This window comes from Anoxybacillus sp. LAT27 (assembly GCF_022030075.1).
GTDB classification, from domain to species: Bacteria; Bacillota; Bacilli; order Bacillales; family Anoxybacillaceae; genus Anoxybacillus; species Anoxybacillus kestanbolensis.
The window spans coordinates 13,730-35,728 of record NZ_JAIWYK010000001.1; the positions used below are offsets into that span (position 1 = coordinate 13,730).

Annotated in this window: 31 protein-coding genes; 10 read left to right on the forward strand and 21 right to left on the reverse strand. The window is 40.5% G+C overall.

The genetic code is table 11. The features are described from left to right. Positions 1-8 precede the first annotated feature (8 nt). From LD028_RS00060 to LD028_RS00075, 4 genes are all read right to left on the reverse strand, one after another. Positions 9-836 carry an MIP/aquaporin family protein gene (locus LD028_RS00060; protein WP_237810488.1) on the reverse strand — a complete coding sequence of 276 codons (828 nt, stop codon included), beginning with the start codon at positions 834-836 and terminating at the stop codon, positions 9-11. A gap of 165 nt (positions 837-1,001) precedes the next feature. Further along, positions 1,002-1,556, reverse strand: a complete 555-nt coding sequence (locus LD028_RS00065) for a glycerol-3-phosphate responsive antiterminator (protein ID WP_237810489.1) — start codon at positions 1,554-1,556, stop codon at positions 1,002-1,004. Further along, positions 1,553-1,954, reverse strand: a complete 402-nt coding sequence (locus LD028_RS00070; protein ID WP_237810508.1) for a secondary thiamine-phosphate synthase enzyme YjbQ — start codon at positions 1,952-1,954, stop codon at positions 1,553-1,555. Before LD028_RS00070 ends, LD028_RS00065 begins: the two co-directional genes overlap by 4 nt. A gap of 120 nt (positions 1,955-2,074) precedes the next feature. After that, entirely contained in the window at positions 2,075-2,323 is a 249-nt protein-coding gene (locus LD028_RS00075; RefSeq protein ID WP_004890569.1) for a hypothetical protein, read from the reverse strand. A 249-nt stretch (positions 2,324-2,572) separates the two neighbouring features. Between LD028_RS00075 and cspD the strand changes: the two genes are divergently transcribed. Beyond that, positions 2,573-2,773, forward strand: a complete 201-nt coding sequence (gene cspD, locus LD028_RS00080) for a cold-shock protein CspD (protein WP_003398931.1) — start codon at positions 2,573-2,575, stop codon at positions 2,771-2,773. A 109-nt stretch (positions 2,774-2,882) separates the two neighbouring features. Continuing rightward, the gene (locus LD028_RS00085) at positions 2,883-3,164 is read left to right on the forward strand and encodes a DUF2564 family protein (RefSeq protein WP_309240386.1); all 282 of its coding nucleotides are present in this window, start codon (positions 2,883-2,885) and stop codon (positions 3,162-3,164) included. A gap of 32 nt (positions 3,165-3,196) precedes the next feature. Here the strand turns inward: LD028_RS00085 and LD028_RS00090 are convergent, their stop codons facing one another. Together LD028_RS00090 and LD028_RS00095 are read right to left on the reverse strand one after the other, a co-directional pair. Then, on the reverse strand, positions 3,197-3,385 hold the full coding sequence (locus tag LD028_RS00090; protein ID WP_035018664.1) for a zinc-finger domain-containing protein: 189 nt from the start codon (positions 3,383-3,385) through the stop codon (positions 3,197-3,199). Continuing rightward, the gene (locus tag LD028_RS00095; protein ID WP_035018665.1) at positions 3,385-4,044 is read right to left on the reverse strand and encodes a ribonuclease H family protein; all 660 of its coding nucleotides are present in this window, start codon (positions 4,042-4,044) and stop codon (positions 3,385-3,387) included. The genes LD028_RS00090 and LD028_RS00095 overlap by 1 nt, the downstream gene beginning before the upstream one ends. A 109-nt stretch (positions 4,045-4,153) precedes the next feature. On the opposite strand from LD028_RS00095, the gene LD028_RS00100 reads away from it, so the two are divergent. Together LD028_RS00100 and LD028_RS00105 are read left to right on the forward strand one after the other, a co-directional pair. Then, positions 4,154-4,837, forward strand: a complete 684-nt coding sequence (locus LD028_RS00100) for a queuosine precursor transporter (protein ID WP_237810491.1) — start codon at positions 4,154-4,156, stop codon at positions 4,835-4,837. A gap of 61 nt (positions 4,838-4,898) precedes the next feature. Next, positions 4,899-5,795: a DMT family transporter gene (locus LD028_RS00105; protein WP_077428341.1), complete on the forward strand. Its 897-nt coding sequence runs from the start codon at positions 4,899-4,901 to the stop codon at positions 5,793-5,795. Here the strand turns inward: LD028_RS00105 and LD028_RS00110 are convergent. Next, positions 5,790-6,260 carry a divergent PAP2 family protein gene (locus LD028_RS00110; RefSeq protein ID WP_041638403.1) on the reverse strand — a complete coding sequence of 157 codons (471 nt, stop codon included), beginning with the start codon at positions 6,258-6,260 and terminating at the stop codon, positions 5,790-5,792. The genes LD028_RS00105 and LD028_RS00110 overlap by 6 nt on opposite strands. Before the next feature lie 67 nt (positions 6,261-6,327). Here LD028_RS00110 and sspL point away from each other — a divergent pair, with 67 nt between their 5' ends. Further along, the gene (sspL, locus tag LD028_RS00115; protein ID WP_035018667.1) at positions 6,328-6,459 is read left to right on the forward strand and encodes a small, acid-soluble spore protein L; all 132 of its coding nucleotides are present in this window, start codon (positions 6,328-6,330) and stop codon (positions 6,457-6,459) included. A 24-nt stretch (positions 6,460-6,483) separates the two neighbouring features. Here the strand turns inward: sspL and acnA are convergent, their stop codons facing one another. Then, positions 6,484-9,192, reverse strand: a complete 2,709-nt coding sequence (gene acnA / locus LD028_RS00120; protein ID WP_006318333.1) for an aconitate hydratase AcnA — start codon at positions 9,190-9,192, stop codon at positions 6,484-6,486. Positions 9,193-9,361: 169 nt separating this feature from the next. Here acnA and sspO point away from each other — a divergent pair, with 169 nt between their 5' ends. Continuing rightward, positions 9,362-9,511: a small acid-soluble spore protein O gene (gene sspO, locus LD028_RS00125; RefSeq protein ID WP_004890592.1), complete on the forward strand. Its 150-nt coding sequence runs from the start codon at positions 9,362-9,364 to the stop codon at positions 9,509-9,511. A gap of 17 nt (positions 9,512-9,528) precedes the next feature. On the opposite strand, the gene LD028_RS00130 is transcribed toward sspO, so the two are convergent. Continuing rightward, entirely contained in the window at positions 9,529-9,789 is a 261-nt protein-coding gene (locus LD028_RS00130) for a hypothetical protein (protein WP_035019584.1), read from the reverse strand. A 103-nt stretch (positions 9,790-9,892) separates the two neighbouring features. Here LD028_RS00130 and LD028_RS00135 point away from each other — a divergent pair, with 103 nt between their 5' ends. Next, complete coding sequence (locus LD028_RS00135) at positions 9,893-10,036, forward strand: small acid-soluble spore protein P (protein ID WP_006318326.1); 144 nt, start codon at positions 9,893-9,895, stop codon at positions 10,034-10,036. A 78-nt stretch (positions 10,037-10,114) separates the two neighbouring features. Next, positions 10,115-10,552 (forward strand): DUF2621 domain-containing protein, encoded by a 438-nt coding sequence (locus LD028_RS00140; protein WP_035019583.1) that lies wholly within the window; start codon positions 10,115-10,117, stop codon positions 10,550-10,552. A 14-nt stretch (positions 10,553-10,566) separates the two neighbouring features. Here LD028_RS00140 and LD028_RS00145 read toward each other — a convergent pair whose 3' ends face one another. The 8 genes from LD028_RS00145 to yneA all read right to left on the reverse strand — a co-directional run bounded on the left by LD028_RS00145 (position 10,567) and on the right by yneA (position 15,991). Then, positions 10,567-11,034, reverse strand: coding sequence for a CcdC family protein (locus LD028_RS00145; RefSeq protein ID WP_004890601.1), 468 nt, complete (start codon positions 11,032-11,034; stop codon positions 10,567-10,569). Positions 11,035-11,055: 21 nt separating this feature from the next. Continuing rightward, complete coding sequence (locus tag LD028_RS00150; RefSeq protein ID WP_237810492.1) at positions 11,056-11,415, reverse strand: response regulator; 360 nt, start codon at positions 11,413-11,415, stop codon at positions 11,056-11,058. Positions 11,416-11,441: 26 nt separating this feature from the next. Then, positions 11,442-12,146: a cytochrome c biogenesis CcdA family protein gene (locus LD028_RS00155; RefSeq protein ID WP_035019581.1), complete on the reverse strand. Its 705-nt coding sequence runs from the start codon at positions 12,144-12,146 to the stop codon at positions 11,442-11,444. A gap of 113 nt (positions 12,147-12,259) precedes the next feature. Continuing rightward, positions 12,260-12,472 carry a YneF family protein gene (locus LD028_RS00160; RefSeq protein WP_003398951.1) on the reverse strand — a complete coding sequence of 71 codons (213 nt, stop codon included), beginning with the start codon at positions 12,470-12,472 and terminating at the stop codon, positions 12,260-12,262. Positions 12,473-12,591: 119 nt separating this feature from the next. Beyond that, complete coding sequence (gene tkt, locus LD028_RS00165) at positions 12,592-14,595, reverse strand: transketolase (protein ID WP_237810493.1); 2,004 nt, start codon at positions 14,593-14,595, stop codon at positions 12,592-12,594. 145 nt (positions 14,596-14,740) lie between these two features. Then, positions 14,741-14,971 carry a DUF896 domain-containing protein gene (locus LD028_RS00170; protein WP_006318312.1) on the reverse strand — a complete coding sequence of 77 codons (231 nt, stop codon included), beginning with the start codon at positions 14,969-14,971 and terminating at the stop codon, positions 14,741-14,743. Between the two features lie 6 nt (positions 14,972-14,977). After that, a complete protein-coding gene (locus LD028_RS00175; RefSeq protein WP_237810494.1) occupies positions 14,978-15,673 on the reverse strand; it encodes a YneB family resolvase-like protein in 696 nt (231 codons plus the stop codon). Between the two features lie 15 nt (positions 15,674-15,688). After that, entirely contained in the window at positions 15,689-15,991 is a 303-nt protein-coding gene (gene yneA, locus LD028_RS00180; protein WP_237810496.1) for a cell division suppressor protein YneA, read from the reverse strand. Positions 15,992-16,137: 146 nt separating this feature from the next. Here yneA and lexA point away from each other — a divergent pair, with 146 nt between their 5' ends. Then, positions 16,138-16,755: a transcriptional repressor LexA gene (gene lexA, locus LD028_RS00185; RefSeq protein WP_171700061.1), complete on the forward strand. Its 618-nt coding sequence runs from the start codon at positions 16,138-16,140 to the stop codon at positions 16,753-16,755. 49 nt (positions 16,756-16,804) lie between these two features. Here lexA and glnA read toward each other — a convergent pair whose 3' ends face one another. The 4 genes from glnA to hflX form a co-directional block, all read right to left on the reverse strand. After that, a complete protein-coding gene (gene glnA / locus LD028_RS00190) occupies positions 16,805-18,139 on the reverse strand; it encodes a type I glutamate--ammonia ligase (protein ID WP_237810499.1) in 1,335 nt (444 codons plus the stop codon). Between the two features lie 54 nt (positions 18,140-18,193). Further along, positions 18,194-18,598 carry a MerR family transcriptional regulator gene (locus tag LD028_RS00195; RefSeq protein WP_077428335.1) on the reverse strand — a complete coding sequence of 135 codons (405 nt, stop codon included), beginning with the start codon at positions 18,596-18,598 and terminating at the stop codon, positions 18,194-18,196. A 100-nt stretch (positions 18,599-18,698) separates the two neighbouring features. Continuing rightward, positions 18,699-19,967: a methionine gamma-lyase family protein gene (locus tag LD028_RS00200; protein ID WP_077428334.1), complete on the reverse strand. Its 1,269-nt coding sequence runs from the start codon at positions 19,965-19,967 to the stop codon at positions 18,699-18,701. Positions 19,968-19,980: 13 nt separating this feature from the next. Continuing rightward, positions 19,981-21,234 (reverse strand): GTPase HflX, encoded by a 1,254-nt coding sequence (gene hflX / locus LD028_RS00205; protein ID WP_237810500.1) that lies wholly within the window; start codon positions 21,232-21,234, stop codon positions 19,981-19,983. Positions 21,235-21,379: 145 nt separating this feature from the next. Between hflX and LD028_RS00210 the strand changes: the two genes are divergently transcribed. Then, on the forward strand, positions 21,380-21,988 hold the full coding sequence (locus LD028_RS00210) for a trimeric intracellular cation channel family protein (protein ID WP_237810501.1): 609 nt from the start codon (positions 21,380-21,382) through the stop codon (positions 21,986-21,988). The last annotated feature ends 11 nt before the right edge of the window (positions 21,989-21,999 follow it).

Here is a 21,999-nt window from a genome sequence, read left to right on the forward strand (position 1 = left end):
TATTTTTACTATATTGTTATTTTTCTTGCTATCTGTGGATTATTATTTTTTCTCTGCTCTGATGCAAACGCGATGCCTAAAATGAGCATTGTCAAAATAAAAACATACCAAAATGATTGTGTCATTTCCCCTTTAAACACACCTTTATAAAAAAGTCCACCTAACGAACCGCCTAATATTGGACCGACAACCGGAACCCAAGCATATCCCCAATTCGAGCTTCCTTTACCTGGGATAGGCAATAAAAAGTGTGCAATTCTCGGTCCTAAATCCCTTGCAGGGTTGATCGCATATCCAGTCGTTCCACCAAGAGAAAGACCTATACTAACAATAAAAAAACCAACAATAAGCGGATTTAAACCTTCTGTAAACTTATTCGCTCCAATTGCTAAAATTCCAACAGTTAAAATAAAAGTTCCTAGTATCTCGCTGAGTAAATTTGCAAAGCGATTTGGAATGGCTGGTCCCGTGGAGAAAACACCAAGCTTTGTGCCTGCATCCTCTGTTTCTTTCCAATGCGGTAAATAATATAAAAACACAAATGTCGCACCAATCATTGCACCAATCATTTGGGCTAAAACATATTTAGGAACTTGAATCCAAGAAAAGTCTCCGTTAAAAGCTAAAGCTAGTGTAACCGCAGGATTTAGATGAGCACCGCTATATTGCCCAACGACATATACTGCAATAGCGACTCCAAGTCCCCACCCCATTGTGATCACAATCCAACCACCATTTTGGGCAAACGACTTCTTCAAACTAACAGCAGCGCATACACCTCCCCCAAAAATAATTAATAATGCAGTTCCCACAATTTCGGCTATAAATGGTGTCATCGTCTTTCCTCCCCTTTGCTATTTTTATTTTTGACAGAAACAAAAAGACCCACACATATCCCGTCACATGGAACATGCGTGAGTCTCCTTTTCTCCGTCACAAAGTTAATTAACTTGTTTACAAGTTTAACGGATATTGAAAACGGTGTCAATGGATTTTTTGTATTATTTTGGCTCGAAATATCGCCAAAGTTCGACATTTGATGTCGTTACCGCAACAGCCCCTGCAGCAATCGCCGCTTCCACTTCGGTTTCGTTTTCTATTAATCCTCCAGCAATAATTTCTTTCCCAGTTCGTTCATGAAGTTGAGAGATAACTTTCGGAACAACACCAGGTAATACCTCAATATAATCAGGATTTGTTTTTTCGACAAGTTGAACACTTCGTTCAAAGGCGTTCGAATCAATAATAAATGTTCGTTGAATCGCAACAACACCTTTTTGTTTTGCTTTCGTGATCACACTGCTTTTGGTTGAAATCAATCCGTACGGTTTAACGAGTTGACATAAAAATTCTGTCGCATACTCATCACTTTTTAGCCCTTGTATTAAATCAACGTGAAGAAACATTTTTTTCCCATGTTCGTTTGCATATGTATACACACTTTTCAACATACCGATATGAATGTCTAAAAACACACCATATTCATAATTCATTTTTAATAGCCTGTCAAAATCTTTCATCGAACGCACTGCCGGCAAAATACGTTGTCCGTTCATCCTTCCATCACCTTCACATAAAATGTACGTGTTCTCGGTCCATCGAACTCACAAAAATAAATACCTTGCCATGTTCCGAGAAGCAACTGACCTTTTGTGACAATGACATGCGCAGATGATCCAACCGTGCTTGCTTTCATATGAGCAGCTGTGTTTCCTTCACTATGCCGATCGAGAGAATGATACCATGGATACAATTCATCAAAACGGCGAATCATATCCCGTTTAACATCTGGATCAGCATTTTCATTAATTGTGATTCCTGCTGTCGTGTGTGGACAATAAACAACAACAACTCCTTCTTGTACACCACTCTCTGTAATAAAGGATTGAACAAGTGAAGTAATGTCTACAAATTCATCTCGCTTCGTCGTCTGAATCGTCCATTGTTTGATCATCATACGTTCCCACCTTTATCCTCATATATTTATGATCATACATATTTTCACAATTGTTTTCTATAAAAAATTCATCTATTGACGACTATAACATAAATAAAGCCCAGACTTTACTGGACTTTATTCATACACATGATGAGAAGGGATAATATAATCGACCGAAATCACAGGCAAATCGTGCTGTTCAACTGAGGCTACAATTAACCCCTGCTTGCTTACAATGCCGAATTGTTCTTTTTGTTGATTAAATGCTGCCTCGCCAAATGCTAAAATCGTTTGATATAACTTTTCTTGATCGACTTTTTGCTTCCGTACATGATTGCTTAACTTAATGATCACTTCTTTCCCACGAATCTGACCACGATACATACCGCTCACTCCCTTTCTATACTACTTACTGTTAATGTTATGCACTTATTACAAAAATCCTCCTCTAAAAAAATTTTTTGAAAAAATCACCTTTTTGTCTTGACTCTTCCTCATCATTCGTGTATAGTCTAATTATCATCTAACTGAATATATGTCCTGCACCGACTTGGTTGCTGTGAGTATATTCCGTTATATGAAAAATTTTTTCATTAGCCTGTTGGCTAAAAGGTATTAGGAGGATTCAGTATTATGCAAAACGGTAAAGTAAAATGGTTTAACAACGAAAAAGGTTACGGATTCATCGAAGTTGAAGGTGGAGACGATGTATTCGTACACTTCACAGCAATCCAAGGTGAAGGCTACAAAACGTTAGAAGAAGGTCAAGCTGTTTCTTTTGAAATCGTTCAAGGAAACCGTGGTCCTCAAGCTGCAAACGTAGTGAAATTATAATCGTCTGAGATGATTCATATATAGCTCGACGAAAAGACCAGCAATATGCTGGTCTTTTTTATTACATACTCTCCTCTTTTCACACAAATACTACAAGTGAGGAGGGATCATGATGACACAAAACCCAAAAAAGCCACACCTTCAGGCCGATAGCGTATTTACGAAAATTGAAGATGCACATTTAGCGGTTGAATCGGCAAAAAAGATGGTTGCAGCGGCAACGATGAGCTTAGACAGTCACACTTTCGATCACGCAAAACAAGCGATCGAAAATGCAAAAGAAGCGATCGCACGCGCTAAAACAAACATCGAGGATCCACTGCTATTACAATGTGAAAAGGAATTAGCGGACGCATATCATCAATTATCAAAAACGATCCACCACATGTAATGATGAGGTGTCCCGTATCTCGGGGCACCTTGTTACGTTTTTTGTTTCACAAGCAACTGACCGTATTGCTTCATTTTTTCTCCTATTGTACATGTTTGGATGCAAAACGATTGTGCATATAATTTCCCGTATTCTTTACGGAGTGCACGTTTTACAAAACACTCCTCACAATACGTGTCAAATAATTCATTTATTCGAAGTAACACATCTTTTCGATTCATCATTCACGCTCCAATTGTATTGTACTTACAATTATCTTCCCACGAAGAGCTTGTGTTGCTAACTGATCTGCTTCACTATTTTCTTTTCTATTAATGGGTTCATAAATTGGAGAAATACGAAGCTTTTTCATTTTTTGCTCAATTCGCTCCACCCATCTCCCCTCGTCTGAAAATACAGGCCAATCATTAGACAATTGATGCAATACAACATGCGCATCCCCACGGAATACAACAGGCAAATGATGAACACCGAGATGCTCGATTTGTTCGAGTAAAAAATAAAAGGCTGCATACTCTGCTTCATTATTTGACTGCAATTCGTCTAACTGCGCATTTGCTCGCCTACGAAATTGTGCACCGTTTTGTTTATAATAAATCACGATTCCAATTCCTGCTTTTTTTGATTGACGATCATAACCGCCATCAAAATAAGCAATCACGTCGTGCGGCTCCGTTTCAATTTCTTTCATAAGCTTCATTAACTCCTTTTTCGTCCAAGCCACACCACTTGCATCATAAAATAAAAGTTGTTTCACTCTCCCTGTTCTTTCTATATCCTCTGCAAAAAATAGAGCCTCTGTCACTTCCATCTCTGTTGATGTCCACACCATTTCCTTTTTCTTCGGTGTTACATATGTCCATTCCATAAAAACCTTCATATGTCACTCACCTTTTCTTTTTATTTTATTATAACAGTTTAGACAAAAAATGATGTCAGTTGTATAATATCGCTTGTGTCTTTATATTTTCATACGAGGAGGGATCACGATGTTTAACGAAATACTCGGTCTTTTTTCTGCCATCGTCACATTTTCACTTGTATTGCTCATTTATCGTTTCTTCGGTCGCTCAGGTTTATTCGTATGGATCGGCTTTTCTACTGTCGTTGCTAATTTACAAGTCGTCAAAACCGTTGAATTGCTTAGTATGACAGCTACACTCGGAAACGTCATGTACGGAACCGCCTTTTTAGTGACTGACATTTTAAGTGAAAAATACGGAAAAAAAGAAGCACAAAAAGCGGTATGGCTCGGCTTTTTTACACTTATTTCACTCACAATCGTCATGCAAATCGCTTTATTATTTAAGCCGCATGTGAGCGATTTTGCTCAACCAGCGTTAGAAACGATTTTTGGTTTATTGCCACGTATCGCGCTTGGTAGCTTACTTGCTTTTGTAATTAGTCAATCGCTTGATGTTCACTTATTTCATTGGTTTAAAAAGAAATTTCCGCGCGATTCGCAACTTTGGATTCGCAATAATGGAAGCACAATGATTAGCCAATTGATCGATACACTCGTTTTCACATCCATTGCATTTCTCGGTGTATTTCCGTTGCATGATTGGATACAAATTTTTATGACAACATATGTACTGAAATGGATTGTTGCAATGTTGGATACACCTTTTGTATATTTTGCAAAAAAAATATCTCCAAAATATACAGAATAATGGTAAAATGTTGTATGAGACTTCGGTCTTATACAACATTTTTTTTGTAAAGGAGAGTCAAATGAAATACAAAGCTGATATTAGTTTATTATTTGTTGCATTTGTTTGGGGTGCTACGTTTGTCGTCGTTCAAAACGCCATTGCTTTTTTACCTCCATTAATGTTTAATGGCGTACGTTTTGCGATCGCTAGCGTACTGCTATGGGCTTGGGTGCTTATCTTCGAACGTAAACCTCTGGATCGACAACTTATATGTGCTGGATCGCTTCTTGGCATATGGCTATGTCTTGGATATGCCTTTCAAACGATTGGTTTATTGTATACGACTTCATCAAAAGCGGGATTCATTACCGGATTAAATGTTGTTATCGTTCCTTTCCTTTCATTTATCATTTTAAAGCAAAGACCTTCGTTTAACGCCGTTGTCGGAAGCATACTCGCTACATGCGGACTATATCTTTTAACCGCAAGCGGAGATATGTCGATCAATAAAGGAGATGTGTTCGTCTTTTTGTGCGCTATCGCTTTTGCGCTACATATCGTAACGACAAGCATATATGCAACAAAATTTTCACCTATCCTGCTAACAACGATTCAAGTTCAAACAGTATCCATCACTTGTTTTATATGTTCATATTTGTTTGAAGACTGGTCTCTTATTCCACTATCCACTTTTTTTGAATTTGATGTATGGCTGGCTCTACTCATTACCGCACTGTTCGCGACAACGATTGCTTTCTTTATTCAAACGCATTTTCAACAATATACATCTCCAACACGTGTTGCTTTAATTTTTGCTTTAGAACCTGTTTTTGCGGCTCTAACTGCATATATATGGAATGATGAGTATCTTCAACAAGCGGCCTTATTTGGAGCTGGACTTATTTTATTAGGGATGATTTTGTCAGAACTCCCTCAACATATATGGCAAAGAAAAAAGAGCGCTCACCTCTCATAGCGAGCGCTTCCACCTACTTATTACATAAGATAATCCCCCTGTAACGATACCAAGAAACGCCCCTCCAATCACTTCAATTGGTTGATGACCAAGCCGTTCGCGCAACAACTCTTCTTTTCGGTCCAACTTTCCGTCATCTTGAGCACCTTTTAACCGTTCGATTTCCTCAGTTAATTCGTTCACACGAATAGCTAACTCTCCTGCTTGATGACGCACTCCTTGGGCGTCATACATAACAATTAAACCAAAAATGGCTGCAAGGGCAAAATCTATACTATGCACTCCTCGTTTTAAAGCAACATATGTGGCAAGGGAGGCAACACCCGCAGAATGTGAACTTGGCATGCCTCCCGTTTCAAAAAAAAGCGACCAATCCCACTTTTTCGTTTTTCTTTTCGTCAATGGAATTTTTAAAAATTGGGCTAAAGCAATTGTACACAATGCTGTTTGAATGGCTCGATTCATGTCACTGCCTCCTCTTATATATATTTTTTGAAAAAGACGGATACAATATGCGCAGGAGGTGGACATGATGAGTAAAAATAACGGAAGAAATCGTGGGCAAAACGCTCCAAGCGTCAATCCACAAGGATATGATGCCACATTTACCCCTGATCCAAAAAGTGCATTAGAAAACGCAGCGAAAAAGACAAACACAAAATAAAGAAGAGAGCAGATCGCTCTCTTCTTATCGTTTTAACTTCTCGCGCAATACCATCGGCAAAATTCCACCATGACGGTAGTAGTCGATTTCTACTTCGCTATCGAAACGAACAAGCACTTCAAATTCTTTTTTGTTTCCTTGCTCGTCTGTCGCTGTTACTTTGACGTAGTCGCGCGGTTTGACGTTTTCATCAATATGCACTTCAAATACTTCTTTACCTGTCAATCCAAGCGTCTCAGCATTTTCCCCTTCTTTAAATTGGAGTGGTAACACACCCATAAGCACAAGGTTTGAACGATGGATACGTTCAAAGCTTTCCGCAATAACCGTTTTGATACCGAGCAAGTATGTTCCTTTTGCCGCCCAGTCGCGCGAACTTCCCATACCGTAATCTTTTCCAGCAATAACAACAAGCCCTGTACCATCTTGTTTATATTTCATGCAAGCATCGTAAATCGACATGACCTCGCCTGTTGGCCAATATGTTGTATAGCCACCCTCTGTACCTGGCGCGATTTGGTTGCGAATACGGATGTTTGCAAACGTACCACGCATCATCACTTCATGGTTACCACGACGAGAACCGTACGAGTTAAAGTCTTTCGGATCAACACCTTTAGAAATTAAATATTGTCCTGCTGGTGTGTTTACACCGATCGATCCAGCTGGCGAAATGTGATCTGTTGTGACAGAGTCGCCAAACTTTCCAACCACTCTCAAACCAGCAAGTGGTTTTACTTCTTCCACTTCTGGCGATAATCCTTCAAAGAATGGCGGATTTTGAATATATGTTGAGTTTTCATCCCATTGATAAAGTGGCTCGTCCGTCGTTTCAATCGCATTCCAACGTGCGTTATCGTCAAATACTCGCTCGTATTCTTTACGGAATAATTCTGGCGTCACTGCTTGTTTTACAACTTCCTTCACTTCTTCTGTAGATGGCCAAATATCGTTAAAGTACACATCATTTCCGTTTTGATCTTTACCGATCGGCTCATTTAATAAATCGATATCGACTGTTCCGGCAAGAGCGTATGCCACGACAAGTGGTGGTGATGCTAAATAGTTACCTTTGACAAGCGGGTGAATGCGTCCTTCAAAGTTTCTGTTACCAGACAATACGCTTGTTACAAGCAAATCGTTTTCTGCAATCGCTTTTTCAAGCTCTGGAGCAAGCGGACCAGAGTTACCGATACATGTCGTACAACCGTAACCGACAATATTAAAGCCAATTTGCTCTAAGTAAGGGAGAAGACCTGAATCTTTTAAGTAACCTGTGACAACTTTCGAACCTGGCGCAAGCGAAGTTTTTACATATTTCGGTACTTTCAATCCTTTTTCTACCGCTTTTTTCGCCACCAAGCCTGCTCCGATCAACACATATGGGTTAGATGTGTTCGTACAGCTTGTAATCGCCGCAATTGCGATCGCACCTGTTTTCATTTTTACTTCTTCGCCGTTTAACGTAACAGTCATTTCTTTATCGAAATCTGCTTCAGTCAAGCCAAAACCTTGGTTCCCTTGCGGAGAAACAACAGCTTGACGGAACGATTCTTTCATTTTTGAAAGCGGAATTAAATCTTGTGGACGTTTTGGCCCAGAAAGATTTGGTTCAATTTCTGATAAGTTAATTTCAACAACATCTGTAAACACAGGCTCTTGTGCATCTGGTGTATAGAACAAACCATTCGCTTTGCAATATGCTTCAACGACTTGAACATGTTGTTCGTCACGACCTGTTAAACGTAAATAATCAAGCGCCTCAGCATCAACCGGGAAGAAGCCACACGTTGCACCATATTCAGGTGCCATGTTGGCCACAGTTGCACGGTCGGCCAACGGCAATGTCGCCACACCTGGACCGAAAAATTCAACAAACTTGCCGACAACCCCTTTTTTCCGAAGCACTTGTGTCACTTTTAACGCAAGGTCTGTTGCTGTCGTACCATTCGGTAATTTTCCTGTTAAACGTACACCAATTACTTCTGGTACTGGGAAGTAAGATGGTTGTCCAAGCATGCCTGCTTCCGCCTCGATACCACCAACACCCCAACCGAGTACGCCAATACCGTTAATCATTGTTGTGTGGGAGTCTGTGCCAACAAGCGTATCTGGGAACGCCTCATACTCACCATTTTCCCCTTCAACAACATGCACCACATTCGCTAAATACTCTAAGTTAACTTGGTGCACAATACCTGTTGCTGGAGGAACAGCACGATAATTGCTAAACGCTTTTTGTGCCCACTTCAAAAACTTATAACGCTCTGCATTGCGTTCAAATTCTAAATTCATGTTATACTCGAGCGCATCTTCTGTCCCTGCTTTATCAACTTGGACAGAATGGTCGATCACAAGATCAACAGGAATTTCGGGGTTGATTTCATACGGATCTCCGCCGATGTCGGCCATTGCTTTCCGCATGGAAGCTAAGTCAACAACAGCAGGGACACCTGTAAAGTCTTGCAAGATGACGCGAGATGGTTTAAACGGAACGTCTACATCTTTTAGTTCGCTCGTTCCCCATTTCGCTAAATTTTCAACATGCTCTTTCGTAATGACACGTCCATCAACTTGACGAAGTACTGATTCAAGAAGCACTTTAATAGAATACGGAAGACGCGATACATTTCCGATTCCTGCTTCTTCAAGCGCTTGTAAACGATAATAATGATATTTTTTCCCGTTCACCTCAAACGTATCACGCGCTTGAAATACATCATTTTTCACCATTATGTATTACCCCCTTCTAACAAATCATCTTCTCCCACACCCACAAAATTCCTACGCTTTTATCTTAATACAATGCTCTACATAAGTAAATAATAATTGTTTATAAGTTTCAGATAAATGCATATTTTTTTGCTCTATTTCCAACAATAGTTGTAGGAGGTGAAAAAAGATGGTAAAAAGAAAAGCAAATCATGTCATTCCTGGCATGAACGATGCGAGCGCACAAGGAAAAGGTGCTGGCTACAATGAAGAGCTCTCCAACGAGCCACTCACCGAAGCTCAAAAACAAAATAATAAAAAACGAAAGAAAAATCAATAATCCCGCTTGAAGCGGGATTATTCATACATGTTAACTTCGTCGACAATCGCTTGCAAATCATGACGAAATTGTTCAAGCTGTTTGCGTTGTTTTTCCGAGGCTACTTCAAGCGCGTTATTAATTTGTTCAAACGCCTCGTTTACTTCTTGCTTTAGATGATGCAACTGACTTCCATAGTCTGCGTCACTTTTCACCAGATGATCATACCATTCTTTTGCCTCCATTGTTCCTTGTTGTGCAGCTTCAAACGCCTGTTGCTTATTTTTATGATAAGGCATCGCTTTCACTCCTCTCTTTTTGTTATTATCGTGCCTATTGACGGATGAAATATGCATAAATACGGTTTATCATGCCATCATATGAAAGAAAGGAGTGTGTCGCATGAACAAAAATACAAGCAAAGACATGCGTAAAAATGCCCCAAAAGGAGATAACCCAGGACAACCAGAACCGCTTAGTGGTTCGAAAAAAGTAAAAAATCAAAATCATACCCGCCAAAAGCATAACTCAAGTCACGATATGTAAAAGAGCTGACGCAACTGTCAGCTCTTTTACTTGATTCTGCCATTGTTTTTTTACATAATAAACGTTGAGGTGGAATGTATGCTAACAGGTTGGTTTTTATGGTTTATTTTATTTTGGGTCGTTTTTCTTCTTGTTACGATGTCAATCGGTGGCTTCTTCATGTTTAGGAAATTTTTAAAACGGCTACCAAAAGAGGATGGGAAGTCAGAATTGGATTGGCAACAATATTATATTGAGCAAACGCGTCATTTATGGTCTGAAAAAGAAAAAGCGCTACTTGAAGATTTAGTTCGCCCAGTTCCTGAGTTGTTTCGCGATGTGGCACGCCAAAAAATTGCTGGGAAAATTGGAGAGTTGGCGTTGCAAGAAAATGCGAATCAAATTACAGAAGATTTAGTTGTTCGTGGCTATATTCTCGCCACACCAAAGCGTGATCATAAATTTTTAATTAAAGCGCTAAGAGAAAAACAAATTGATTTTACAAAATACGAACATTTACTAACAAAAAAAAGCTAATCGCCTGTTGCTGATTAGCTTTTTTCTTTTATTTCACGTTGGAGGCGACGATATGATGCATACATCGCCACGCGCCACGGAACAATCATCGAGAAGGCTAAAATCCAAAACATTCCCGCGAGTTCTCCGTACTCAATGGTGCGGCTTAAATATGTTTTTAAAGCGAGACGCAATACAATTAAGCCAACAAAAATAAAAGCGAACGCTTTTGAACGTTGTAAATAAATTTTGTTGCCTCGAACTTCAAACGAAGATGTTTTAATTAACAAAATAGAAAAAAGCGCTCCAACAAAAACTGCTTCTACACATTCTAACATCGTTACTCGAAACATTGGATGAAGAAACATAAGAGCGCCTGTGCTCATAAAAATAGGGGGTAATATAATTTTTTTGGCGTTTGTCGGTTTTTCTGCTGCTTTCATACGAATAAAGAAAACAAGTCCAGCCATAAACACCGCAAATACCGAACTAAAAATAGCCAAAATCAATCTTCCTTTCTCATCTTACTGTAACACACGTTGAATAGCCTCCATGACGCGACTTTCATCAAATGGTTTTACGATAAAATCTAGCGCCCCTGCTTCAATAGCTTCAACAACCATTTTTTGTTGCCCCATCGCGGAACACATAATAATCTTCGCATGAGGATCATGACGTTTAATTTCCCTCACAGCTTCAAGACCACTCATCACTGGCATTGTAATATCGAGTGTCACCACGTCTGGCTTTAACTCTATATAAAGATCAACAGCTTCTTTTCCGTTCTCTGCTTCCCCAGCCACTTCATGATTCGCTTTTTTTAAAATATTCGCTAATGTCATGCGCATAAATTTTGCATCATCGACAATTAAAATTCTCGCCATTTCCTTTCCCTCCACACCCTAAGAAACTAGAAACCTGTAAAGCCACCAAATATGTTTGTCATATAAATCGTAATTTTCGTCATCCAATCAAAAAACAGTACAACCCCCATGCCTATCATGACATATCCGCCGACTTTCATTAGCTTAACATGATGTTTCCGAATCCAACCCATTTTCCCAATAAAAAACGATAAAAGCAAAAAAGGCAAAGCAAAACCGAGTGAATAGGCGGTCATATAGACAACGCCTAAACTCGGATTTGTCGCTGCTAGAGCAATCACGGATACTAAAATCGGACCTGTACACGGCGTCCAACCAGCAGCAAACGCCATACCAATAAGAAAAGATCCGATATAACCTGATGGACGTTGTTGAAAGGATAAACGACGATCCGTCATTAAAAAGGTCGGCTTAAAGATGCCGATAATAACAAATCCGAAAAACACCATCAGTATTGCACCAATTTGCCGAATAAGATCTTGGTACGTATGAAAAAAACGTCCAAGAATCGATGTGCCGAAACCGATCGCAATAAAGATAAAAGAAAAACCGAGCAAAAAAAATAACGTATGTAACAAACTTCTTTTTTGTAACAATGCATAATCAGACTTTAAATCACTAACTGAAATTCCCGTAATATATGATAAAAAGGCTGGGTAAAGCGGCAAACAGCAAGGAGAAATAAACGACAACACACCTGCCCCAAACGCAACAAACAGTTGAATGTCCATATGATTGGCACTCCATTCTTTCTTCATTTAGCTATATTTTATCAAAAAAATACAAATACGGGCAACAGCTTCTTTCCATGCTAAAAAAGACACTCGTTGTGAGTGCCTTACCTTTATTTCAACTGATTGTTCATCGCTTTCATCATTTGGTTGATCTTTTTTTGCGATGGCGTCATACCCATTTGCATCATCATCATTCGAATCATTTGTTCATTAATCGGTGGATTTTTCTTTAAGTAGTTCATCATTGTTTTACGCGCGATAAAAAATCCGAGCGCAACGCCAGCAGCAAGCGCTACAATGCCTACTAAAATCATTTCCCACATATTTTTTCCTCCTTCATGTTGTCTACATTACACTATACTAAACAATAACGGTTTGTACAATATGTTCAGTAAAAAATCTTCATTCGATAATAAAACGGGGAGCACATCTCCCCGTTTTATTATTTACTTAATAATGCTTTGACTCGCGCTACAACGTTTTCTACTGTAAATCCATATTCTTGCATAATTTTTTCACCAGGTGCTGAGGCCCCAAAGCGATCGATAGCTAAAATATCCCCTTCGTCACCTGTATATCGTTCCCAACCAAGAGATGCACCCATTTCAATCGCAAGACGTTTTTTTACATGCTTCGGAATGACGCTTTCTTTATATTGCGCTGGTTGCGCTTCAAAACGGTCCCACGAAGGCATACTTACAACCGAAACATGAATACCTTCATTCGCTAACGCTTTTTGTGCTTCTACAGCTAAGCTAACTTCTGAACCAGATGCTAGCAACAATGCTTGTACTTCTCCTTGAGCTTCAGAAACAACATACGCTCCTCTCTTCACTCCTTCATACGCACGCCCTGCTGTTGTCGCTAGCGTAGGAAGGTTTTGACGTGTCAACACAAGCGCCGTTGGACGATCCGTAGATTCTACCGCTAACCGCCATGCAGCTGCTGTTTCGTTCGCATCTGCCGGACGAATGACGCATACATTTGGCATCGCTCTTAATGAAGCGAGTTGTTCAATTGGCTCATGCGTTGGACCATCCTCACCAACAGCAATGCTATCATGCGTAAATACATATGTGACAGGCAATCCCATAAGTGCAGCAAGTCGAATCGCTGGACGTAAATAATCTGAAAAGACGAAGAACGTACCACCGTACACTTTTACACCGCCATGAAGCGCCATCCCATTTAACGCTGCGCCCATCGCAAATTCACGTACACCAAACCAAATGTTACGACCTTCATAACTTCCAGGTAAGAAGTCTCCTGCTCCTTTAATCAACGTTTTATTTGAACCTGCTAGGTCTGCGGATCCACCTAAAAATTGTGGCACAACTTTTGCGATAGCATTCAATACTTCTCCAGAAGAAGCACGTGTTGCTAGACTCTTCCCTTCAGCATATACAGGCAACGCTTTTTCCCAACCTTCAGGAAGTTTACCTTCAATCGCCATTTTTAGCTGTTTCGCTAAATCTGGATATGCTTTTTCATATTCAGCAAATAAAGCATTCCACTCAGCTTCTTTTTTCTCTCCGGCTTCTTTAACTACTTTTTCAAAATGAGCATATACTTCATCTGGAACGTAAAAATCTTCTTCAAACGTCCATTTATATGCTTCTTTTGTTAACTTAATTTCATCTTTACCTAGCGGAGCGCCATGTACATCTGCTGTTCCCGCTTTGTTTGGTGAACCATAACCGATTGTCGTTTTTACTTCAATTAATGTCGGACGTTCTAAATCTTTTTGAGCTTCAGCAATAGCTCGGGCAATTTCCTCGATGTTATTGCCATCTTCGACACGAATATATTGCCATCCATACGCTTTGAAACGCTGTTCTACACTTTCTGAAAACGAAAGATGTAATTCGCCGTCTAGCGAAATATCATTCGAATCATAAAGAACGATGAGGCGGCCGAGTTTCAAATGCCCCGCTAACGACGCAGCTTCTGCCGAAACCCCTTCCATTAAGTCGCCATCACCACAAATGGCATATGTAAAGTGATTGATCATTTCGAACTTATCTTTGTTGTACGTAGCTGCTAAATGACGTTCTGCCATCGCCATTCCAACAGCCATCGCAATTCCTTGCCCAAGCGGACCAGTTGTTGCTTCGACACCTGGGGTATGACCGTATTCTGGATGTCCCGGTGTTTTACTTCCCCATTGACGAAACTGCTTAATATCTTCCATCGTGACGTCGTAACCACTTAAATGGAGCAAGCTATACAATAGCATTGAACCGTGCCCTGCTGACAGCACAAAGCGATCGCGATTAAACCACTTTGGATTGCGTGGGTTATGATTCATAAACTTCGTCCATAGCGTATACGCCATCGGTGCTGCGCCCATCGGCATACCCGGATGACCGGAATTAGCTTTTTCGATAGCATCAATGGACAACGTACGAATCGCCGCAATCGATAATTGTTCAATAGAGTGTGTCATCGTCTTCATCCTTTCATTTGCAAACATGTTCATCTTTTATGATATAGAAAAGTTCGTAAAATGTACAATGCTTCACAACATTTTTTTTGACAAACTGACGAAAAAAGAGAACATCTATACTCGTATGTTCTCCATGATAGGCATATTAATGCAGGCGTTTTTTCTTACTATCCTTTAATTTTTGAGGAGTGACATCGTTTCCGTTCGGATCAATGACTTTCACGGCATGCAACGTTTCAATCATTGACGCACGAAACGCCGCAATATACTCTGTACGAAGTTGGAGTTGCTCTTGTTTTTCTTCGTCCGTAAGACCTTCCATTTTTGCTTTTTTAGCTAACGCATTAATTCGTGCAATTTTTTCAGAAGATAACATTCAACCTCATTCCTTTGTATTGATTTTTTTGCTCGTATCATCATACAAAAACTTTTCTTTGTTGACAAGTTGTTCGTGTTCTTTGTATCTCCGATGAACAGTCGCTTTAGATACATCATAACCAAATGAACGAAGGGTAGCCGCAATTTCTGCAAACGTTAAGCCATTTTGGCGTAAACGAACAATATCTTCAATCGGCACATCTTTCCGATCGCGTCCAGCGTGTTCACCAATGTTGCGTAAATTGTTTTCTGGACGATATCCGTTTTGAACGGCCCGTTGCATGCCACGTTTAATTTTTAAATTATGTATCTTTCTTTGGTATTCTTCAACAATACTAATAATCTCTAACACCATCGAATCTGCTTCTGATAATTGAAGCTCCCCACGATGACTTACCGTATAGACGCGAATCCCTTCCTTTTGTAAACAACGAAGAAGAGCAATTTTTGCATTTCCTCGTCCAAGTCTTGTTTCATCTTGAACGAGAACGACGTCGATGCGATGTTGTTTCATCGTATCAAGCAGCTCCATAATTCCTTCCCGTTCAATATCATAACCACTTGCCTGTTCTTCAATGGTCTTGATCACATTCATTTCGTATTCCATAGCGAGGTGCTGAAGCTCTTCTTTTTGTCTTTGTAGCGATGTTTCTTGTGCCTCTTTTGTCGTACTTACACGACAATAAATAATCGCGTTCATCCGTCATCCCTTTCTTTATGGTTTATTAGCAACAAGCTGATTTTCGCTATTTGATTTTAACACAGGAATGACAATTTTCTCACCAACGATCAATTGATCGTCTGAACGTTTATTTACTTTCATTACCCATTCAATGAATTGTTGCCGTGACAATTGATGTTCATGTTTATATTGCTCTGCAAGCCCCCATAGTGTATCGCCAGCTGATACCGTAATCTCCACATATTTTTCTTTATCAACAGATTGTGTGACATGCATAAATGCCCATACAAACAAAAAGCTAAATAAGATCATTATTATATAATGTATTTTGCTCATCAAACCTACCCCCAAGAACATTTGTTTGTATTTATGATAACGCGAACTTTTGTTCGTGTCAACTATTTCTCGAACTTATGTTTGTGTTAACATACGAATTTATGTTATAATATGGACAAAGATTGAATAGGAAGAGGTGTATAATGGTGGCAAAATTATCAAAACGACAACAACAAATTTTGGACTTTATTAAACAAGAAGTGCGCACGAAAGGGTATCCACCATCTGTGAGGGAAATTGGCGAGGCAGTTGGTTTAGCTTCAAGTTCTACCGTTCACGGACATTTAGCCCGTTTAGAAAGCAAAGGGTTCATTAGACGTGATCCAACGAAACCTCGCGCCATTGAGATTTTGGACGAACATGAATCCATCCCGAGAACAAATGTCATCAATGTCCCAATCGTCGGAAAAGTCACAGCCGGACAACCAATTACTGCAATTGAAAATATCGAAGAATACTTCCCCCTTCCAGAACGGTTCGTCTCACCAGATGATCAAGTATTTATGTTGCAAATTGTCGGAGAAAGCATGATTGAAGCCGGTATTTTAGACGGAGACTACGTGATCGTCCGTCAACAACAAACAGCAAATAACGGGGATATCGTTGTAGCGATGACGGAAGATCATGAAGCGACAGTAAAACGGTTTTTTAAAGAAAAAGATCATATCCGTTTGCAGCCTGAGAACTCTTCAATGGAGCCGATCATTGTCCAAAACGCTACAATTTTAGGGAAAGTCATCGGTGTATATCGAACTATTCATTAAGAAAGAAAAAGAAACGGAAAAAAAGCTAACGGAAAAACCGTTAGCTTTTTTAGTAAAGGCTCATATATTGTTCACGTTCCCACGGATGCACAGCCGTGCGGAACATATCCCATTCAATTTCTTTCGCTTCGACAAAGTGTTCGAATAAATGTTTACCAAGCGCATTAACAATTACTTCATCCGATTTTAAGTTTTGGAGCGCTTCCGCTAATGTCGCAGGTAAGTCAACAATACCTTCCTCTAAACGTTCCTCTTTTGTCATCACATAAATGTTGCGATCGACTGGCGCAGGCGGCGTCAATTTGTTTTTAATTCCATCTAGTCCGGCCGCCAATAATACAGCCATGGCCAAATATGGATTAGCTGCAGGATCCACACTACGCACTTCAATTCGTGTGCTCATGCCGCGCGATGCTGGGATACGAACAAGCGGGCTACGATTACGTGCCGACCATGCAACGTAACAAGGTGCCTCATATCCTGGAACGAGACGTTTATATGAATTTACTGTTGGGTTCGTTACCGCTGTAAAGTTTGGCGCGTGTTTTAACACACCTGCAATAAACTGTAATGCTGTCTCGCTCAGTTGTAATTGGCCATTTGGATCAAAGAAAGCATTTTCACCATTTTTAAAGAGCGATAAGTTACAATGCATACCAGATCCGTTTACACCAAAAAGTGGTTTTGGCATAAATGTCGCGTGCAAACCATGTTTACGTGCAACAGTCTTGACCACAAGCTTAAATGTTTGAATGTCATCACACGCTTTTACCGCATTTGCATACTTGAAGTCAATTTCATGTTGCCCTGGCGCAACTTCATGGTGAGACGCTTCAATTTCGAATCCCATCTCTTCTAATTCTAATACAATATCCCGTCGGCAGTTTTCTCCTAAATCGGTTGGTGCTAAGTCAAAGTAACCGCCATTATCGTTTAACTCTAATGTAGGCTCTCCTTTTTCATCTAACTTAAACAAGAAGAACTCTGGCTCTGGCCCTAGGTTGAACTCTGTAAATCCGAGCTCCTCCATTTCTTTTAGTACACGTTTTAAGTTGTAACGCGGACACCCCTCAAACGGTGTACCATCCGGATTATAAATGTCACAAATAAAACGTGCCACTTTCCCTTTTTCAGCTGTCCATGGGAAAATAACGAATGTATCTAAATCTGGGTACAAGTACATATCTGATTCTTCGATGCGAACAAATCCCTCGATCGATGATCCATCAAACATCATTTTATTATCGAGCGCTTTTTGTAGCTGGCTCACTGGAATTTCTACGTTTTTAATCGTGCCGAGAATATCAGTAAATTGCAAGCGAATATACTTTACATTCTCTTCCTTTACAATACGAAAAATGTCTTCTTTTGTGTACTTAGCCATACATATTCCTCCCCCAAAAATGAAAAGATCATTTATGTTAAAAACATAAATTCTTTAATGAAAAAAACGAGCGATATCGCCTTGACGAAGTGAAGCGCGATTAAAGCGACCTGCTTGCATCAGCTCGGCACGCAAAAGTTTGCGCAACTCCGCTTCCGACAAATCTTGCTTCATGACTTTCGGCGCAACAGGTGGCGTTGCTTCAGCGTGTTGTTGCTGACGTGAAGCAAAAATTTGTTTAATTCCCGCCAAATTAACCCCTTGCTCGATTAGATCTTTAATTTCAAGCAACCGATCCACGTCATTAAACGAGAACAACCGCCGATTACCTTCTGTCCGTGCAGGTGAAATAAGACCGTGTTCTTCATAATAGCGAATTTGTCGCGCTGATAAATCTGTTAACTGCATAACGATACCGATAGGAAATAACGGCATGGAGCGACGAATGTGACTATTCATGTCGACCCCTCCTTACGTAATACGTATTTTTATTTTATTATATGTTAGTTTATATGTCAATGACACGTTACATCTTATCACATGTTTTTTTCTGAAAATTTTATAATTGAATCAACTGTTTTTCAAGCAACTGATCAATCGCCATGCAAACAGCGATTTTGACATGTGAGTACGTTAGTCCCCCTTGGACGTATGCAACATATGGAGGCCGAATCGGGCCATCGGCGGATAGCTCAATGCTTGCACCTTGTACAAATGTCCCTGCCGCCATAATGACGTCATCCTCATAGCCTGGCATATAGTTCGGGTATGGGGTGAAATGGGCATTGACTGGTGATGCAAATTGAATCGCCTGACAAAATGCAATCATTTGTTCTGCATCATCAAATTGCACCGATTGAATTAAATCTGTACGTACTGCATCCCACGTTGGATACGTATTCATTCCAATCCGTTCGAGCATCGCTGATGTGAAAACCGCCCCTTTTAACGCTTGTCCAACAACATGCGGAGCTAAGAAAAAACCTTGATACATTTCTTGCAAACTATATAAAGAGGCGCCTGCCTCTCCCCCGATTCCCGGAGATGTCATGCGGTACGCACACATCTCGATACATTCGCGTTTACCAACGAGATATCCTCCCGTTTTTGCTAATCCGCCACCTGGATTTTTAATAAGTGAACCCGCCATTAAATCGGCACCAACATGGCACGGCTCTTGGTTTTCCACAAATTCTCCGTAACAGTTATCAACAAACACAATAACGTCTTGTTTGATTGCTTTGACAAAATCAATCATCTCTTTTATTTCGGCGATAGTGAACGATGGTCGAGGATCGTACCCTTTCGAGCGTTGAATACCAATCATCTTTGTCCGTTCGTTGATCGCCTGTTTGACCGCTACGAAGTCAACTTTTCCTTCTGGAGTGAGCGGTACACTTTGATAGCCGATATGAAACTCTTTTAACGAGCCGATACCTTTGCCACGAATGCCGACAATTTCTTCGAGTGTATCGTACGGTTTGCCAGTGATGTATAAAAGCTCATCGCCGGGGCGCAAAATGCCAAACAAGGCAATCGTAATGGCGTGCGTACCGGAAATGATTTGCGGACGAACGAGCGCCGCTTCCCCACCGAATACGTCCGCATACACTTTTTCAAGCGTATCACGTCCGATGTCATCATAACCATATCCTGTTGATGGAATAAAGTGAGCATCGCTCACTTGATGGTGACGAAAGCTCTGCAAAACGCGATATTGGTTATAGTCGATCCGCTCTTCAATTGCCCGATGAACCGGCGCAATTTGTACTTCAACTTCTTTGACGAGCGCTTCAATTTTTTCTCCATGAGTTAAATGTTGAAACATAAAACAACCCTTTCTATTTTTGATATGTTCTTAGTTGTGCTAAAAGTGGATGTTCCGGCAATAAATAGCCGCTACACTCGTACATACCACTTTGTTCATTGAAATACATATGTTGTACAATTGTTTCTGCTTTTAGTTGTGCGAGCAATTTTCCTGCAAACGACGGAATCGCTACATTATAATGTTCCATCGCCTCTATCATTTTTTGTTCAATAAAATGGCGTAAGGTTTGGACGTCTTGTTCATGAAAGGCACTCACTAACAAATAGTCCGTTTTCGGGCTTGGCACAAAGCTCGGAAGGACGATGTCGCGTTTATTATACACGGTAGCAATTGGAATAGATGTCGCCTCCAACTCCTCAAGCAAGCGGTAAACAGTTTGTTCATGTTGAATATAGTCCGGATTGGACGAATCGACAATATGTAAAATCAAATCAGCTTCTTTCACTTCTTCTAACGTCGAACGAAACGCTGCAACAAGCGTTGTCGGCAAGTCTTGAATAAAGCCGACCGTGTCCGTCAACAGCGCGGTGTAGCCGCTTGGCAGCACAAGTTTTCTAGTGAGCGGATCTAACGTAGCGAACAATAAATTTTCTTCCAACGCATCTGCGTTCGTTAGGCGGTTAAAAAGCGTGGATTTTCCAGCGTTTGTATAGCCGACAAGCGCAATTTGAAACACAGCATTTTTTTTTCGTCGCTCACGATACCGTTCACGATGTTCGACGACCGCTCTTAGCTGCGCTTTAATTTCATCGATGCGACGGCGAATATGACGACGATCCGTTTCTAGTTTCGTTTCCCCCGGTCCCCTCGTTCCAATTCCACCACCTAAACGAGAGAGTTCTACACCTTGCCCGCTTAACCGCGGCAAGATGTATTGTAACTGAGCAAGCTCAACTTGCAATTTCCCTTCTTTTGAACGCGCCCGGCTTGCGAAAATGTCTAAAATAAGCTGCGTCCGATCAATGACACGCACATTCAATACCTTCGTTAAGTTGCGGTTTTGACTTGGCGACAGCTCGTCATTAAAAATAACAACATCTGGTTCAAACTGTTCAACAAGCCGAACAAGTTCTTCCACTTTTCCTTTACCAATATATGTAGCCGGATGGATCATCTCCCGCTTTTGCGTAAGCTGGATAACGACTTTACCGTTTGCCGTATGAGCGAGCGAAGAAAGCTCTTCCATTGAATACGAAAACCGCTCATCATCGACATGTGGTAATTGACACCCAACAATAATCACTCTTTCTTGTTCTTTTTGCATATTTTCCCTCTTTCCTGTTGAACGTCTGTTCTCATCATAACAAATCTTATGTAAAAGTGCTATGACTGAAAAATGAGCATTGATTTTTTCGTATTTTACACATAAAATTTTAACGTGATGTTACATGATAGAAAGGAATGCAACGATGACTTGGGAAGTATTAAGTATGATTGGCACCATCGCCTTTGCGATTAGCGGAGCCATTGTTGCTATGGAAGAAGAATACGATATTTTAGGTGTGTATATTCTCGGAATTGTAACCGCATTCGGCGGCGGTGCTGTACGCAACGTATTAATTGGTGTACCTGTATCGATCCTTTGGCAGCAACAAACTCTTTTTTTGATTGCGTTTATTGCGATGACGATTGTCTATTTGTTTCCGCAAAAAATGCTACCACATTGGCAGCGGTGGGGGAACTTTTTTGATGCCCTCGGTCTTTCAGCGTTCGCCATTCAAGGAGCGCTATATGCTGTTCAAATGAATCTTCCGTTGAGCGCGGTCATCGTCGCTGCTGTATTGACCGGGAGCGGTGGGGGGATGATCCGTGATGTACTGGCGGGAAGAAAACCGCTCGTATTGCGCGATGAAATTTATGCTGTTTGGGCTATTGTAGCTGGCATTACAGTCGGAACTGGAATCGCACATTCTTCAATTAGTTTGTACGTATTGTTTGTTATTGTTGCAACATTACGTATTTTATCATATACGTACAACTGGAAATTGCCAAATAAATCGTTGAAGATGGAAAACTGAAATCGGATGTC